The following is a 14,709-nucleotide window of genomic DNA, read 5'->3' as shown; positions in this document are numbered from 1 at the left end:
CGATGACGACAAGCCAACCTGCATTCGATGCGCGGCTGGCGCGCCAGCCGGCCGCCGCGGCTTCCGAAGTGCCCGCGCAGGATGCTGCCCCGGCACGCATCTGGCCCGTGGGGCTGCTCGCGGCGCTGGCATGGGCCGCCTTCGGCGCGCTGACGTGGCGCTGGCCCAACCACGTAGTGGGCTTCAGCGACTGGGCCTATACCGAGGAGCTCGGCCTGGCCGCGCTGGCGGCGGCCGCGCTGCTGGCGCTGCTCGCCTTGGGCGGCCAGCACGTGCGCGCGCTGCAACGGCCGCTGGCTGCGCTGCGGACCGCGGGCCCGTGGCTGGTGGCGGTGCCGGCGGTGCTGTCCGCATGGGAGATCCTGACCGCCAAGACCGCGATCCTGCCGACGCCCTTCTTCGCGCCGCCGCAGGCGCTGATCGAGGTCTACGCCGATGACTGGCGCCGGCTCGGCGACAGCGTGCTCAACACGCTCAAGCTGCTGGGGCTGGGCGTGGCGTACGGCGGGCTGGTGGGCTTCCTGGTGGGCGTGTCGATCGGCTGGTCGCGGCGCATCGGCTACTGGGTGCATCCGGTGCTGCGCGTGCTGGGGCCGCTGCCTTCGACCGCGCTGCTGCCGCTGACGTTTTACTTCTTCCCGTCGAGCTATTCGGCGGCCGTGTTCCTGATCGCGCTGGCGACCGCCTTCCCGGTGGCCGTGCTGACGTGGTCGGGCGTCGCCGGCGTCAACAAGAGCTACTACGACGTGGCGCGCACGCTGGGCGCGTCCGGCTGGTTCCTGGTGCTGCGCGTGGCGATTCCGGCGGCGCTGCCGCAGGTGTTTGTCGGGCTGTTCATGGGACTGGGCGCGTCGTTCTCGGTGCTGGTGACGGCCGAGATGATGGGCGTGAAATCGGGGCTGGGGTGGTACCTGACCTGGGCGCAGGGCTGGGCCTCGTACGTGAATATGTATGCGGCGCTGATCGTGATGGCGTTGCTGTTTTCGGGGGTGATTACGTTGTTGTTCGTGGCGCGGGACCGGGTGTTGTCGTGGCAGAAGGGGACGGTGAAATGGTGAGCGTGGTCGAGCGGTTGAAAGCATCGAGATCTCACGTACGCCCGCAGAAGGCTCCCCTCTCCCGCGAGCGGGAGAGGGGAGTTAACGCGGCGGCGGGTGATGACTCGAACGTACTGACTGGGGCTCGCATCGATATCCGGCAGGTCAGCCACTGGTTCGGCCACGGCAACGAGCGCCTGCAGGTCCTCGACGACGTCGGCCTCAACGTCGCGCCCGGCGAGTTCGTCGCGCTGCTCGGCCCCAGCGGCTGCGGCAAGTCCACGCTGCTGCGCCTGGTCGCCGGCCTGGACCAGCCCACGTCGGGCGAGATTCTGCAGGACGGCACGCCCATCACCGAGCCGGACCCGTCGCGCATCGTGGTGTTCCAGGACCCCACGCTGTACCCGTGGCGCCGTGTCTGGGACAACGTCGCGCTCGGCTTGCAGGCGCAGGGTATCCTCGCGCAGCAGCGCCATCGCGTCGACGACGCGCTGCGCCGCGTCGGGCTGGAGTCGTTCGCGCGGGCCTTTCCGCACCAGCTCTCCGGCGGCATGGCGCAGCGCGTGGCGCTGGCGCGTGCGCTGGTCAACGATCCGCGCCTGCTGGTGCTGGACGAGCCGCTGGGCAAGCTCGATTCGCTGACGCGGCTGGCGATGCAGAGCGACCTGGTCGAACTGTGGCAGCGCTCGCGCTTCTCGGCGCTGCTGGTCACGCACGACGTGGAAGAGGCGCTGTTCCTGGCGCAGCGCGTGATCGTGTTCAGCCAGCGGCCAGCGCGCATCGCGGCGGAGCTGAAGCTCGACCTGCCCTACCCGCGCCATCGCGGCGACCCGCGCCTGACCGAACTGCGGCACGAAGCGCTGCGCCACCTGGGACTGGACGCGAGCTGGTAATGGCCCTTCGCAGCACCGGGCGAGCCGCGCCATGAGCGGCCCGCCGCCCCAGGCGTGGCTGAACGCACTGCTTGTCCTGATTGAGAAATGCCAGCTGGGCCTGTTGTGGCTGTGGCATGCGCTGGGCCTGACCGGCACCAGCCATGGCCAGCCGGCCTGGCCGTGGGCGCGGCGGATTGCCGGCGAAACGCTGCTGATCGACCTTGCCCTGGCACGGCAGGTCGGCTTCAGCCTGTGCGCGCTCGCCTTTGCGCTGCTGGCCGTCGCCGTCGCCAGCGCCTGGCGCCGGGGCCGCCCCATGCTGCTCGCGGCAGCGCTGCTGGCCCTGCTGCTGGCGCCGTGGCCGCGGGCCGCGCTGCTGCTCGGCCCGGCCAGCCCCACCAGCTTCCACGCCAGCCCTACCGGTTTTGCGGCCGACGCCATCGTGCTGGGGCAACGCGTCTACGCACAGCATTGCGCCGCGTGCCACGGCAATGACGGCCGCGGCGAAGGACCGCTGGCCGCCGGCCTGCCGCAATGGCCGCCGACGCTGGTCAGTCCCCTGCTCGCGCGCCGCGCCGATGGCGAGCTGTTCTGGCATGTGCTGTCCGGCATGCGCGACCGCCGCGGCCAGCCGACCATGCCGGGCTTCCGCAGCCAGCTTGCCGAGCGCGAGGCCTGGGCCGTGATCGACTACATGAAGGCGTTGTCGGCAGCCAACAGTACCGAAGGGAACTGGCCGGTGCCGCTGCGGTTGCCGGAGATGGCCATCCGCTGCGGCGACGCCGCGCCGGTGGCGCTGTCGCATTGGCGCGGCGAGCAGCGCGTGCGGCTGGTGGCGGTGGACGGGATCGCCGCTACCCTGCCCTATGAAGACCCGCGCTTCCTGACCGTGCTCGTCACACCGGACGGCCGCGTGCCGGCGCAGGTGCCGCGCTTCCGCGCCGGCTGCACGGCAGCTTCCGCCCAGGCCTGGCAGGCACTGGCGGCGATTGCCGGCCTGCCGCCGGCACGGCTGGCCGGCACCCAGCTGCTCGCCGACGGCGCGGGATGGCTGCGCGCGCGCGGCACGCCGGGCAGCACATGGTCCGATGCCGACCTCGTCTGCGTGTCCGGGCCGGCTGCCGCGACGCGGCCCCTGCCCCCCGGGATCGATGGCCTGACGGCGCTGTTGCTGCGCATGGACGCCGAGCCGGTTCGCTTCGTCAAGGGCGGTTTCATCCATTGAGCAGGGATTGTTCGCTGGCAGCGAATTCTGACTTTCCAGCCGCCGCCGCCATCGACCGCGCCCGGGACAGTACCCTCGGCTTCATGAAGGACAGCCTGGAACGCTGACATGTTGCGGTCAAGGATGGCGCCATGAGCGCCACGGGAAGTTCGCGGCCCCTGCAGGGCATCGCGCTGATGGTTGCCGCGGTGGCATGCTTCGCCGCGCTCGATACGATGACCAAGATCACCGGCGCCGCCGTGCCGGTGGTGATGGCGCTGTGGGTGCGCTACCTTGCGCAGGCGGCGCTGACCGGCGCGGTGCTGCTGCCGGCGCGCGGCCGCATCCTGCTGCGCACGCGCCGTCCATGGCTGCAGGCTACGCGCGCGGTGACGATGCTGGTGTCCAGCGCCTGCGCGTTCTTCAGCCTGCAGGTACTGCCGGTGGGCGAGTTCACCGCGGTGGTCAGCCTGACGCCGCTGGCGATCGCGCTGGCGGCCGCGACGCTGTTCGGCGAGCGCATGTCGGCGCTGCGCTGGCTCTGCCTGCTGGCCGGATTTGCCGGCGCGCTGGTGGTGATCCGGCCCGGCGCCGACGTGGAGCCGGCCATGCTGCTGCCGCTCGCGGCGGTCTGCCTCAATGCCGCCTACCAGTTGCTGACCAGCGTGCTGACCCGGACCGACGGCGCCGGCACCACGCATTTCTATACCGGCTGCATTGCCGCGGCACTGTTGTCGGCGGCGCTGCCGCTGGCGTGGACCTGGCACGTCGACGCGCTGCACTGGTGGCTGCTGGCGGGCATGGCGCTCGCCGGCTGCGCCGGGCACATGTTCCTGGTGCTGGCCTATGCGCGCGCGCCGGTCGGCGTGCTGACGCCGTATCTCTACCTCCAGATCGCCTTTGCCATGCTGGGTGGCTGGCTGGTATTTGGCTGGCTGCCCGATGCCTGGTCGCTGCTGGGCGTGGCGATGATCGCCGCCAGCGGCGTGGCCGGCACCGCGGTGGCGGCCCGCGAGCGCGCCTTGCCGGCACGGCCGGCGGCGCGGCAGGCGAGCGCGGCATAGGGTAGGGTCGCGATATAGGGTCGCGGTATAGGGTCGCGGTATAGCGTCGCGGTATAGCGTTTTAGCGTGCCGCGAGAGCCGGGCCACCGGCGCGCTCTGCGGCCACGGGCACGCCGTTCGTCACCGCTTCCAGCCATTCCAGCGAGCGCAGCCCGTCCTGCGCAACCGGCAACGGGGGCGCCGCGCGGAAGCCATCGTTGAACACCTCCAGCGAAAGCGGGCCGCGATAGCCGGCCCGCAGCACGGCACGCGTGAAACCGACCACGGGCAGGTCGCCCTGGCCAGGGAAATTGCGGTGGTGGCGGCTCCAGGTGCGCACGTCCAGCGGCATGCGCGGCGCGTCGGCAAGCTGGACAAAGAAGATCCGTCCGGCCGGCACCGCGTCGAGGCCATGCAGCGTGTCGCCGAGCGCCAGCGTATGGAAGCTGTCCAGCATCAGTCCCAGCGCGGGATGCCCGGCGCGCTGCACGATGTCCCACGCCTGCCGCCAGCGGCGCACATGGCGGCCCCAGGCCAGCGCCTCGTAGCCCAGCCGCAGGCCGCGGCGGGCCGCGGCTTCGGCCAGCGCGTGCAGGTCGGTGGCGGCGCGCGCGGCATCGTCGAGCGCCGCATCCTGCACGTTGCTGCAGACCAGCGCCAGGTGCACCCCGAGTTGCTCCATCACATCGAACTTCCGCTCGGCGCGCGCCAGCTCCGCGGCGGACAGGCCGCCCGGCATGGCCTCGAAATCGCGCAGCGGCTGGTAGAGCAGGATCTGCAGGCCGAGGTCGGCGGCCATGCGCCGGACCTCGGCGGGCGTGCCGGGGAACTGCAGCAGGTCGTCCTCGAAGATCTCCACGCCGTCGAAACCGGCGTCGGCAGCGGCTTGCAGCTTCTGCGGCAGCGATCCCGACAAGGTGACGGTAGCGATCGATTTGCGCAGCGGGACAGGAAACAGGGTCATGGCGATCAGTCGAGGTAGCGGCTTGGATTTCCCAAGGTTATGAGCCATCATTGCCCGCAACAACCGTCATTCGCGCGCACGCGTGCGACAATCGCTCCAATGCAATCATCTATCGCGCGAAGCAAGGGTTAACCATGGAAAACGAACCGCTGAACCGGCGCGACTGGATCGCCGGGCTGGAGAAGGGCCTGGCCATCCTGGAGGCCTTCGACAACGACCATCCGCGCCTGACCCCCACGCAGGCAGCCGAGCGCACCGGCCTGACGCGCACTGCCGCGCGCCGCTACCTGCTGACGCTGGAGCACCTGGGCTACACCACCAGCGACGGCACGCTGTTCAGCCTGACGCCGCGCGTGCTCAAGGTAGGCTGGTCGTATTTCGATTCGGCGCGGCTGCCGCGCACGGTGCAGCCGTTCCTGCAGCAGATCACCGCGCAGCTTGGCGAGGCCGCCTACCTGAGCGTGCTCGATGGCTGGGAGCTGGTTTTCATCGCCCGCACCAGCACCAACCGCGTGATGAGCACGGGCTTCGTGCTGGGCGCGCGGGTGCCGGCGCCGCTGGGGTCGGCGGGCGTGATGATGCTGGCGTCACGGCCGCAGGAACAGGTCAGGACCTGGCTGGAAAACGTGGTGCTGGCGCCCTACACGCCCTACACGATCCTGCAGCACGACCGGCTGCTGGAAGAAATCCGCAAGGCCGGCGCGCAGGGCTATGCGATGCTCGAGCAGCAGCTGCAGACCGGCGTGCGCGGCGTGGCGGTGCCGCTGCGCGATCGCCACGGCAAGGTGATCGCCGCGCTGTCGGTCAACATGCCGATCGGCGACGAGACCCCGCAACAGGCGCTGGACCGCGTGCTGCAGGTGCTGCAGGACACGGCGCTCCTGATCATGCGCGTGCTGTAGCGGCCTGGCCTTCCAGCGACGTCGCCAGCGCGTGCGGCCCTTGTGTCAGTTGCGCCTTCAGGAAGGCCAGGCACACGCGCATGCGCGCCGAGGCCGACGCCCGCGCGCTGGTCACGGCCCAGATGTCGGACGGATGCCGCCAGCCGGGCAGCACGCGCACCAGGTCGCCCGCCCGCACGGCGGCGGCCACGTCCCAGACCGACGCCATGATGATGCCGTAGCCCTCCAGGGCCCACTCGTGCGTCACGTCGGCAACATTCGATGCCATTGGGCCGGTGACTTTCGTGGTCTCCCAGCCGCCGTCCTGCCCCTGCAGCCGCCACACGCCGAAGGCCTGGTCGCGCTCGCGCAACAGCAGGCAGTCGTGGCGCGGCAGGTCTGACGGATGCTCCGGCATGCCGCGCCGCGCCAGGTAGGCCGGCGCCGCGCACAGCACGCGGCTGCCGGTGGCGATGCGGCTGGCGATCAGGTGCGGCTCCTGCACGTCGCCCACGCGGATATCGAGGTCGAACTGCTCGCCGATCAGGTCGACGCGGCGGTCGAGCAGTTCCAGCCATACCTCCAGCCCCGGATGCTGCTGCCGCAGCAGCGACAGCACCGGCGCCACGTGCCGCCGCCCCAGCCGCAGGCTGGTGGCGATGCGCAACTGCCCGCGCGCCTCGCCGCCGGCACCGCCGACGGCTTCCAGCATGCCATCCACGTCTTCCAGGATCTTCTGCGCCCACGCAAACGCGCTCTCGCCCTCGGCCGTGACGCTGACGCGGCGCGTGGTGCGGTGGAACAGCCTGGCGCCGAGCATGGCCTCCAGCATGGCGATGCGCTTGCTCACATGGGCCGGCGAAATGCCCGTCTCCTGGGCCGCGGCGATAAAGCTGGCGCGCCGCGCCACCGTGCAGAACAGACGCAGGTCGCGCAGGAACGGGTCATTGTTCGCGCTGGGCGCATGCTGAATTTCCATGGCAGTCGATGATGAGACGAGGGCTAAACGATAGGCTATCGGCCGTGGCCGCGCCAGCATCGCGGCCGACAGCAGACGTTACAGCAGACATGAAGGAGACATGATGAAGACCGTACTGGTGCTCAACGGACCCAACCTCAACCTGCTCGGCACGCGCGAGCCGGCCGTCTATGGCAGCGAGACGCTGGCCGATGTGGAACGCATCTGCCAGCAGGCCGCAGAACGGCTCGGGCTGCGGGCCGAGTGCCGGCAGACCAATCACGAAGGGCAGCTGATCGACTGGATCCACGAGGCGGGCAAGCTGTGCGCGAGCGGCGAGATGGCCGGCGTGGTGTTGAACGCGGGCGCGCTCACGCATACGTCGATCGCGCTGCATGATGCGATCAAGGGTGCGGCGGTGCCGGTGGTCGAGTACCACGTCTCCAACGTGCATGCGCGCGAGGCGTTCCGGCACAAGTCGTGGATTTCGCCGGTGGCGGTGGCGGTGATGGCGGGGCTGGGGGTGAAGGGGTATGGGCTGGCGGTGGCGGCGGTGGCGCAGGTGACCGGGGTGGTTGCGGAATCCGCTTCCGCCTGACCGCTGCAGGCGGCGCACGCCGCGTGTTTGCTCCCCTCTCCCGCAAGCGGGAGAGGGGAGCAAACCGGCACGGGTGGAGAAGGCCGAAAGCGATCAGAACTTATGCCTGACCCCCGCCATCACCCCCAGCCGCGTCTTGTTCCCGTACGTATTCCCGCTGTTCACAAACGCCGCCCCGCTGTTCAGCGCAATCCATTGCCCCTGCAGGTGGGTGTAGTCCACCTCCACATACACATCGGTACGCTTGCTGAAGTTGTAGTCCAGCATGCCCGCCGTGGTCAGCCGTTTGCCGCCCTGCCCCGCGTGCCGCAGCCAGTCGTACTGGAACGTGCCGATAAACGCCAGCGCCTCCGTCAGGCTGAAGCGCGTGCCGACATAGCCTACGTTGTTGCGATAGTCCGCCACGTCGAGCCGGTTGTTGGTATAGCCCAGGTAGTATTGCGACCGCGCCGCCTTCCACGTCCCGCCCAGGCCCCATACGGTCTGCTTGCTCGCCTGCGCCGCCGGCACCGCGCCGAAATAGGCCGAGGTGACGTTCTGCGTCTGCTGGTAGACCGCGCCGATTTCCAGCGGTCCCGAGCTGTACACCAGCGACCCGGCCGCGGCCGAATTGGTCTTCATGCTGCCCGGCACCTCGCCGAAGGTGTAGGCCGCCGCCACCTGCAGGCCGTTGAAGCTCTTGATGTACTTGAGCGTGTTGTCGTAGCGCAGCCCCGTATAGTTGCCGCCCTGGTAACCGACGATGGAGTTGTTGGCAAAGGCCATGGCCTCATACGACGACAGCACTTCATGCGCCAGCGTGTATTGGCGGCCGAGCGCGAGCTTGCCATAAGGACCGTCGAAGCCGACGACCGCGGTACGCCCGAACAGCCGCCCCCCCTGCTGGCTGGTCCCCGTGTCGGGCGAGAAGCCCGACTCCAGGATGAACCACGCCTTGTTGCCGCCGCCGATATCCTCCGCGCCGCGGATGCCCCAGCGGCTGCCGGTCAGCACGCCGTCGGTCATCTGCGTGCGGCTGTGGCCGGCCGCGTCTTCGTTGGTGCTGTAGCGGATGGTGGTATCGAGCAGCCCGTAGAGCGTGACGCCACCGGAAGTCTGGGCGACGGCGGGCACGCTGCCCGCGCCCAGCGCGAGCAGCGCAATGAATCGTTTATGCATCGGAGTGTTGTCCCGGTCTTTGTTGTCGTACTCGCGGCACCAGCAGTGCCGGCGAGGAATTGTCGTCAGGCGGCCTCAGGCACCTTGCGCGGGGCGAGGAAGAACAGCCACGTCAGCGCGATGAAGTAGGCGCACGGGATCATCGTGAACAGCACCGCGTAGTTGTTGTTGGTTACGGTCAGCACGTAGCCCACCAGCTGCGTCATGAACATGCCGCCGATCGCGCCGATCATTCCGCCGAAGCCGAACACCGAGCTGACCACGTGCTTGGGCGTGTAGTCCATCACCATGCTCCAGATATTGGCGGTCCATGCCTGGTGCGCACCGATCGCCACCGAGATCGCGGCCACGGCCATCCACAGGCTGCTGGCGCCGGCGGCCATCACCACCGAAACGATGCACACGGCAAAGACCAGCATCGACAGCAGCCGCGCCCGCACCGCCGGCATGCCGCGCGCGATCAGCCACGACGACAGCGCGCCGCCGCCCACGCTGCCCACGTCGGCGCACAGGTAGATCACGATCAGCGGAATGCCCATCTGCGTCACGCTGATGCCGAGCTGGTATTGCTGGTTGAGGAACGGCGGCAGCCAGTACAGGTAGAACCAGAACACCGGCGCGGTGATGGCGTAGGCCAGCGCAAAGGCCCAGGTGCCGCGCATGCGCAGGATCTGCGTGTAGCGGATGCGCTGGGGCGGCGGATCGATGTCGCGGGTGACGTGCGCCAGTTCCGCGGCGGTGACGGTCGGGTGCTGGTCCGGGTTGTGGTAGCGCGTGAACCAGAACGCCAGCCAGACCGCGCCCAGCGAGGCGATCACCAGGAACGCGGCCTGCCAGCCCCATGCCTGCAGGATCAGCGGCAGCATGATCGGCGTCAGCATCGCGCCGACGTTGGTGCCGGCATTGAAGATGCCGGTGGCGATGGCGCGCTCGCTGGCCGGGAACCAGATGCGCGTGGTCTTGACGCACGCCGGGTAATTGGCCGCTTCAGACAAGCCGAGGAAGAAGCGGCAGATCATGAAGCCGACCGCCGACGCCGCGAACGCATGCGCGCCGCAGGCAATGCTCCACAGCAGCACCGCCAGCGCAAAGGCGCGCTTGACGCCGACCAGGTCGATAAAGCGGCCCTGCAGCGCAAAGCCGATGGCATAGCCCACCTGGAACCAGAAGTTGATATTGGCGTAGTCCTGCGCGGTCCAGGCCATGGCCTTGGCCAGCACCGGCTGCAGCACGCCCAGCGCGGCGCGGTCCACATAGTTCAGCGTGGTCGCGAAGAACACCAGCGCCAGCATGCCCCAGCGCACCTTGCCGAAGGCAAAGGCGGCGCGCACCTTGTCGCCGAGCGAGTTGCCGAACGCGGAAGCCGCTGGCAGCTCCTTGTGAGTCGTTGTCATGTTGTCTGTCTCCACCAATGGATAGAAGTCTTGCTTGCCGGCGTGCCTTTGTGTGCTGGCCTGCGCGCGGCTTCGGGGCAAGGGCTTGCGCCCCGGCCCGTCGATGCGTCAGTAGCGGATCTGCGCCACCTCGCGCAGCGCGTCGGGCGTGGCCGTGCCGTAGCCGAAGAACTCCAGGTAGGCCGGGATCATCTCGAACAGCATGTCCGTGCCCACCTGCACCTTGCAGCCGCGGGCGAGCGCGGCCTGCAGCAGCGGCGTGTATTCCTGCTTCATCACCACCTCGCCGACTATGGCGCCGGGGGCGATGCGCGCCACGTCGAACGGCAGCGGATCGCCGGGCTGCATGCCCAGCGGCGTGGCATTGACCACCACGTCATATCCGTCCGGGTCGGCCGAGCCGATGCTGACGCGCAACGCCGGGTAGTGTTCGGCGAGGCGATGCGCCAGGGCGCGCGCCGCCGTCTCGCGGGCGTCGAACAGCGCCAGCTCGGCCACGCCGGCCGCCGCCAGCGAGGCGGCGATAGCGCTGCCCACCCCGCCGCTGCCCGACACAATGGCGCGCGCGCCTTCCAGCCGGCAGCCCTTGCGCAGGATGCCGCGCACAAAGCCCTCGCCGTCGAACTGGCCGCCGACCAGCGTGCCGTCGTCACGCCGCAGCACGGCGTTGCAGGCGCCGGCGATGCGCGCGGCGGGCGTGAGTTCGTCGACCAGCTCGACGGTGGCGACCTTGTGCGGCATGGTCACCAGCGCGCCGCGGATATTGGTCATGCGGAACAGCGCGGGGAACACCGTCGCGTAGTCGTCCGGCTTGACCCCCATCGGGATTACGGCGGCATCGATGCCCTGCCGGTCGAACCAGGGGTTGTAGATCATCGGCGCCTTGAACGACTCCGTCGGATAGCCGATGTGGGGGATTAGCGTGGTCTTGCCGTGGATCATGTGTGCCTGGGTTCCGGTAATTCGCGCTACCCGGACTCCGGCATGCATGGCCTTCTGAGTTGGCCTTGGCGGAGAGACGGGGGCGCGTCGTTGACCGGAGATTAGTGGTCGCCAGGCGCTCCGCCAACCGTCTTTTTCGGCACTTTGGGCGATTAATGAACGCCTATGCGCGATCAAGGCATCGAATGCGGGTTTCTACGAGGCCGCTGCGACAGGCGCCAATGCACGGCGAGCCGCGGCGCCGTTGCTACTATCGGTCGTCGCCGCAAGGCCCGGCACCGCCCCCGCAATACCCAGACAGGAGCCAAGACTATGAGCGCCGCACCCGCCTCTTCCTCACACGCCCCGCGCGCAGGGGACGCACAACCATGGGACAACCCGCTCGGCATCCGGGGCTACGAGTTCATCGAGTTCGCATCGCCAGATCCTGCCGCGCTTGGCCGGACGCTGGAACGCCTCGGCTTCGCCGCCATCGCGCGGCATCGCCACAAGGCGGTGAAGCTGTACCGGCAGGGCGAGATGAATTTCATCGTCGATGCCGAGCCGGATTCGTTCGCCACGCGTTATGCGGCGCGTTATGGATTGTCGATCTGTGCGATCGGGATTCGGGTCGACGATGCGGCTGTGGCGTTCGCGCGGGCGCTGGAGGCTGGCGCCTGGCCGTTCGAGGGCGGCACGGTGGGACCGATGGAGCTCAATATTCCCGCCATCCAGGGGATCGGGCAGTCGGTCCTCTATTTCATCGACCGCTGGCGCGGGAAAGAGGGTCGGCCGGGCGATGTCGGCGACATCTCGATCTACGACGTGGATTTCCGGCCGCTGCCGCCGGCCGGCGACATGTCCGACGCCGGCCTTCTGCGCGTCGACCACCTCACCCAGGCAGTCGATCCCGGCCACCTGGAAGAATGGCTGGAGTTCTACCGCAAGGTGCTGGGGTTCCGGAAACTGCGCAGCGCCGGCGAGTCACACGCGCTGGTTTCGCCGTGCGGCAGCATCCGCATCCCCCTATACGAGAAGGGAACGCCGCGGCACGACCAGATGCGGCATTACCTGTCGGATCAGCACGGCGAAGGCATCCAGCACATTGCCCTGGCCAGCGAGGACATTCTTGCCAGCGCCGCGGCATTGGCCAGCCGTGGCGTGCAGTTCGTGCAGCCGCCGCCGGCTTACTACGATTCGGTCCCTGCCCGCGTGCCAGGCCATGGGCTGGACCTTGCCGGCCTGCAACGCTACGGCATCCTGGTTGATGGTAGTGGCCCTCGCGAGTGCTTCCAGCAAGCCTTCCTGAAACGCGAGGCGGGCGAGTTCTTCTTCGAGATCGTCCAGCGTGACGGTCATCAGGGCTTCGGCGAGGGCAACCTGCCGGTGCTCGAAGCGCTGTCGACACGCTGACGCGCTGCGCCGCCACGTAGGCGCGGCGCCCTCTCTCCTGCCTTCCCCCTGCGCCGGCTCCCATGCCGGCGCTGTCTTGCTTTCCGCTCCTCCAACGCAAACGCTCCAGTGCCTCATCAGGCACTCATAACCGCTTTTTGTCTCATTTTTTCGCTAGATGCATTCCATAAATCAAAACTTCTTATTGACGCCGGCCGATCTTCCACCTACATTTCGACCAACGCATCAATTTTTCGGAACGAACTGTTCCACTTTATAACACCCCAACCAGGAGACACCCGCCATGCGCGACCTCGAAACCACCAAGCAGCCCGCCGTTTCCGGTGGCTCGGCCGCAGCGAAAGACAGCCAGGTTCCGGCTGGCCCGCAGACCATGACCCCGTCCGAAGCCTTCGTCGAAACGATGGTTGCCAACGGCGTGACCGATATGTTCGGCATCATGGGCTCGGCCTTCATGGACGCGATGGACATCTTCGCCCCCGCCGGCATCCGCCTGATCCCGGTGGTGCACGAGCAAGGCGCCGGCCACATGGCCGACGGCTATGCCCGTGTGTCGGGCCGCCACGGCGTGGTCATCGGCCAGAACGGTCCCGGCATCTCCAACTGCGTGACTTCGATCGCCGCCGCCTACTGGGCCCACAGCCCCGTGGTGATCGTCACTCCCGAAGCCGGCACCATGGGCATCGGCCTGGGCGGCTTCCAGGAAGCCAACCAGCTGCCGATGTTCCAGGAGTTCACCAAGTACCAGGGCCACGTCACCAACCCGGCGCGCATGGCCGAGTTCACCGCGCGCTGTTTTGACCGCGCCAAGGCCGAGATGGGGCCGACGCAGCTGAACATCCCGCGCGACCACTTCTACGGCAAGATCACCGCCGAGATTCCGAAGCCGCAGAACCTCGATCGCGGCCCCGGCGGCGAGCAGAGCCTGAATGAAGCGGCCGAACTGCTGGCCAATGCCAGGTTCCCGGTGATCATCTCGGGCGGCGGCGTGGTGATGGCCGATGCAATCGAGGAATGCAAGGCACTGGCCGAGCGCCTGGGCGCGCCGGTGGTCAACAGCTACCTGCACAACGACTCGTTCCCCGCCAGCCACCCGCTGTGGTGCGGCCCGCTGGGCTACCAGGGGTCGAAGGCCGCGATGAAGCTGATCTCGCGCGCCGACGTGGTGATCGCGCTGGGCTCGCGCCTGGGGCCGTTCGGCACGCTGCCGCAGCACGGCATGGACTACTGGCCGAAGAACGCCAAGATCATCCAGATCGATGCCGACCACAAGATGCTGGGCCTGGTGAAGAAGATCTCGGTGGGCATCTGCGGCGACGCCAAGGCTGCCGCCATCGCGCTGACCCAGCGCCTGGCCGGCCGCACGCTGGCCTGCGACGCCACCCGCGACGCACGCGCCACCGATATCTCCAACGAGAAGGCCGCGTGGGAGAAGGAGCTGGACGACTGGACGCATGAGCGCGACCCGTACAGCCTGGACATGATCGAAGAGCAGAAGCAGGAACGCACGCCCAACGGCGGCCACTACCTGCATCCGCGCCAGGTGCTGCGCGAGCTGGAAAAGGCCATGCCGGAAGATGTGATGGTGTCCACCGACATCGGCAACATCAACTCGGTGGCCAACAGCTACCTGCGCTTCGAGAAGCCGCGCAGCTTCTTTGCGGCGATGAGCTGGGGCAACTGCGGCTACGCCTTCCCGACCATCATCGGCGCCAAGGTCGCGGCGCCGCACCGCCCGGCCGTGTCGTACGCCGGTGACGGCGCCTGGGGCATGAGCCTGATGGAAACCATGACCTGCGTGCGCCACAACATCCCGGTGACCGCGGTGGTGTTCCACAACCGCCAGTGGGGCGCGGAGAAGAAGAACCAGGTGGACTTCTACAACCGCCGCTTCGTCGCGGGCGAGCTCGACAACCAGAGCTTCGCCGAAATCGCCAAGGCGATGGGCGCGGAAGGCATCGTGGTGGATCGCCTGGAAGACGTGGGCCCGGCACTGAAGCGCGCCATCGACCTGCAGATGAATCATGGCAAGACCACGATCATCGAGATCATGTGCACGCGTGAACTGGGCGACCCGTTCCGCCGCGATGCGCTGTCGAAGCCGGTGCGTTACCTGGACAAGTACAAGGACTACGTTTGATCCAAGCAGCACCCCTTTCTCTCGCGATGGGGTGCTCCCTCTCCCGCAAGCGGGAGAGGGGAGAACACCAAGGGCATAGCGCGCGGCGCTGGCCCTTTTTTCAGTTTCACCGAGCCAACCACC

Annotated in this window: 12 protein-coding genes and 1 pseudogene; 8 read left to right on the top strand and 5 right to left on the bottom strand. The window is 68.4% G+C overall.

What is annotated here, in order from left to right; all coding sequences use genetic code 11:
- Positions 1-2 precede the first annotated feature (2 nt).
- The 4 genes from E1J61_RS12290 to E1J61_RS12275 all read left to right on the top strand — a co-directional run bounded on the left by E1J61_RS12290 (position 3) and on the right by E1J61_RS12275 (position 4,180).
- Positions 3-1,058: an ABC transporter permease gene (locus E1J61_RS12290; RefSeq protein ID WP_133094334.1), complete on the top strand. Its 1,056-nt coding sequence runs from the start codon at positions 3-5 to the stop codon at positions 1,056-1,058.
- The gene (locus E1J61_RS12285; protein WP_207951212.1) at positions 1,052-1,930 is read left to right on the top strand and encodes an ABC transporter ATP-binding protein; all 879 of its coding nucleotides are present in this window, start codon (positions 1,052-1,054) and stop codon (positions 1,928-1,930) included. The genes E1J61_RS12290 and E1J61_RS12285 overlap by 7 nt, the downstream gene beginning before the upstream one ends.
- A 31-nt stretch (positions 1,931-1,961) precedes the next feature.
- Positions 1,962-3,137: a cytochrome c gene (locus E1J61_RS12280; RefSeq protein WP_133094333.1), complete on the top strand. Its 1,176-nt coding sequence runs from the start codon at positions 1,962-1,964 to the stop codon at positions 3,135-3,137.
- Positions 3,138-3,268: 131 nt separating this feature from the next.
- Positions 3,269-4,180: a DMT family transporter gene (locus E1J61_RS12275; RefSeq protein WP_133094332.1), complete on the top strand. Its 912-nt coding sequence runs from the start codon at positions 3,269-3,271 to the stop codon at positions 4,178-4,180.
- A 97-nt stretch (positions 4,181-4,277) separates the two neighbouring features.
- On the opposite strand, the pseudogene E1J61_RS12270 reads toward E1J61_RS12275, so the two are convergent.
- Positions 4,278-5,123, bottom strand: a pseudogene (locus tag E1J61_RS12270) (sugar phosphate isomerase/epimerase family protein); the annotation flags it as partial.
- Positions 5,124-5,257: 134 nt separating this feature from the next.
- On the opposite strand from E1J61_RS12270, the gene E1J61_RS12265 reads away from it, so the two are divergent.
- Complete coding sequence (locus tag E1J61_RS12265) at positions 5,258-6,025, top strand: IclR family transcriptional regulator C-terminal domain-containing protein (protein WP_133094330.1); 768 nt, start codon at positions 5,258-5,260, stop codon at positions 6,023-6,025.
- On the opposite strand, the gene E1J61_RS12260 is transcribed toward E1J61_RS12265, so the two are convergent.
- Positions 6,009-6,983, bottom strand: coding sequence for a LysR family transcriptional regulator (locus tag E1J61_RS12260; RefSeq protein ID WP_133094329.1), 975 nt, complete (start codon positions 6,981-6,983; stop codon positions 6,009-6,011). The two genes, E1J61_RS12265 and E1J61_RS12260, sit on opposite strands and share 17 nt — an antisense overlap.
- 103 nt (positions 6,984-7,086) lie before the next feature.
- On the opposite strand from E1J61_RS12260, the gene aroQ reads away from it, so the two are divergent.
- Complete coding sequence (gene aroQ, locus E1J61_RS12255; protein ID WP_133094723.1) at positions 7,087-7,560, top strand: type II 3-dehydroquinate dehydratase; 474 nt, start codon at positions 7,087-7,089, stop codon at positions 7,558-7,560.
- Between the two features lie 93 nt (positions 7,561-7,653).
- Here the strand turns inward: aroQ and E1J61_RS12250 are convergent, their stop codons facing one another.
- From E1J61_RS12250 to E1J61_RS12240, 3 genes are all read right to left on the bottom strand, one after another.
- The gene (locus tag E1J61_RS12250; protein WP_133094328.1) at positions 7,654-8,718 is read right to left on the bottom strand and encodes a porin; all 1,065 of its coding nucleotides are present in this window, start codon (positions 8,716-8,718) and stop codon (positions 7,654-7,656) included.
- Positions 8,719-8,783: 65 nt separating this feature from the next.
- The gene (locus E1J61_RS12245; protein ID WP_133094327.1) at positions 8,784-10,112 is read right to left on the bottom strand and encodes an MFS transporter; all 1,329 of its coding nucleotides are present in this window, start codon (positions 10,110-10,112) and stop codon (positions 8,784-8,786) included.
- Between the two features lie 108 nt (positions 10,113-10,220).
- A complete protein-coding gene (locus E1J61_RS12240) occupies positions 10,221-11,231 on the bottom strand; it encodes a shikimate dehydrogenase (protein WP_371703809.1) in 1,011 nt (336 codons plus the stop codon).
- Between the two features lie 135 nt (positions 11,232-11,366).
- Here E1J61_RS12240 and E1J61_RS12235 point away from each other — a divergent pair, with 135 nt between their 5' ends.
- The gene (locus tag E1J61_RS12235; RefSeq protein WP_133094325.1) at positions 11,367-12,446 is read left to right on the top strand and encodes a 4-hydroxyphenylpyruvate dioxygenase family protein; all 1,080 of its coding nucleotides are present in this window, start codon (positions 11,367-11,369) and stop codon (positions 12,444-12,446) included.
- Positions 12,447-12,819: 373 nt separating this feature from the next.
- The gene (xsc, locus tag E1J61_RS12230; RefSeq protein WP_133094722.1) at positions 12,820-14,586 is read left to right on the top strand and encodes a sulfoacetaldehyde acetyltransferase; all 1,767 of its coding nucleotides are present in this window, start codon (positions 12,820-12,822) and stop codon (positions 14,584-14,586) included.
- Positions 14,587-14,709: the final 123 nt, after the last annotated feature.

Source organism: Cupriavidus sp. L7L (genome assembly GCF_004353535.1).
In the GTDB taxonomy this organism is placed as follows: Bacteria; Pseudomonadota; Gammaproteobacteria; order Burkholderiales; family Burkholderiaceae; genus Cupriavidus; species Cupriavidus oxalaticus_A.
Note: the sequence above shows the minus strand (reverse complement) of the source record. Positions and strands in the feature narration are given on the sequence as shown.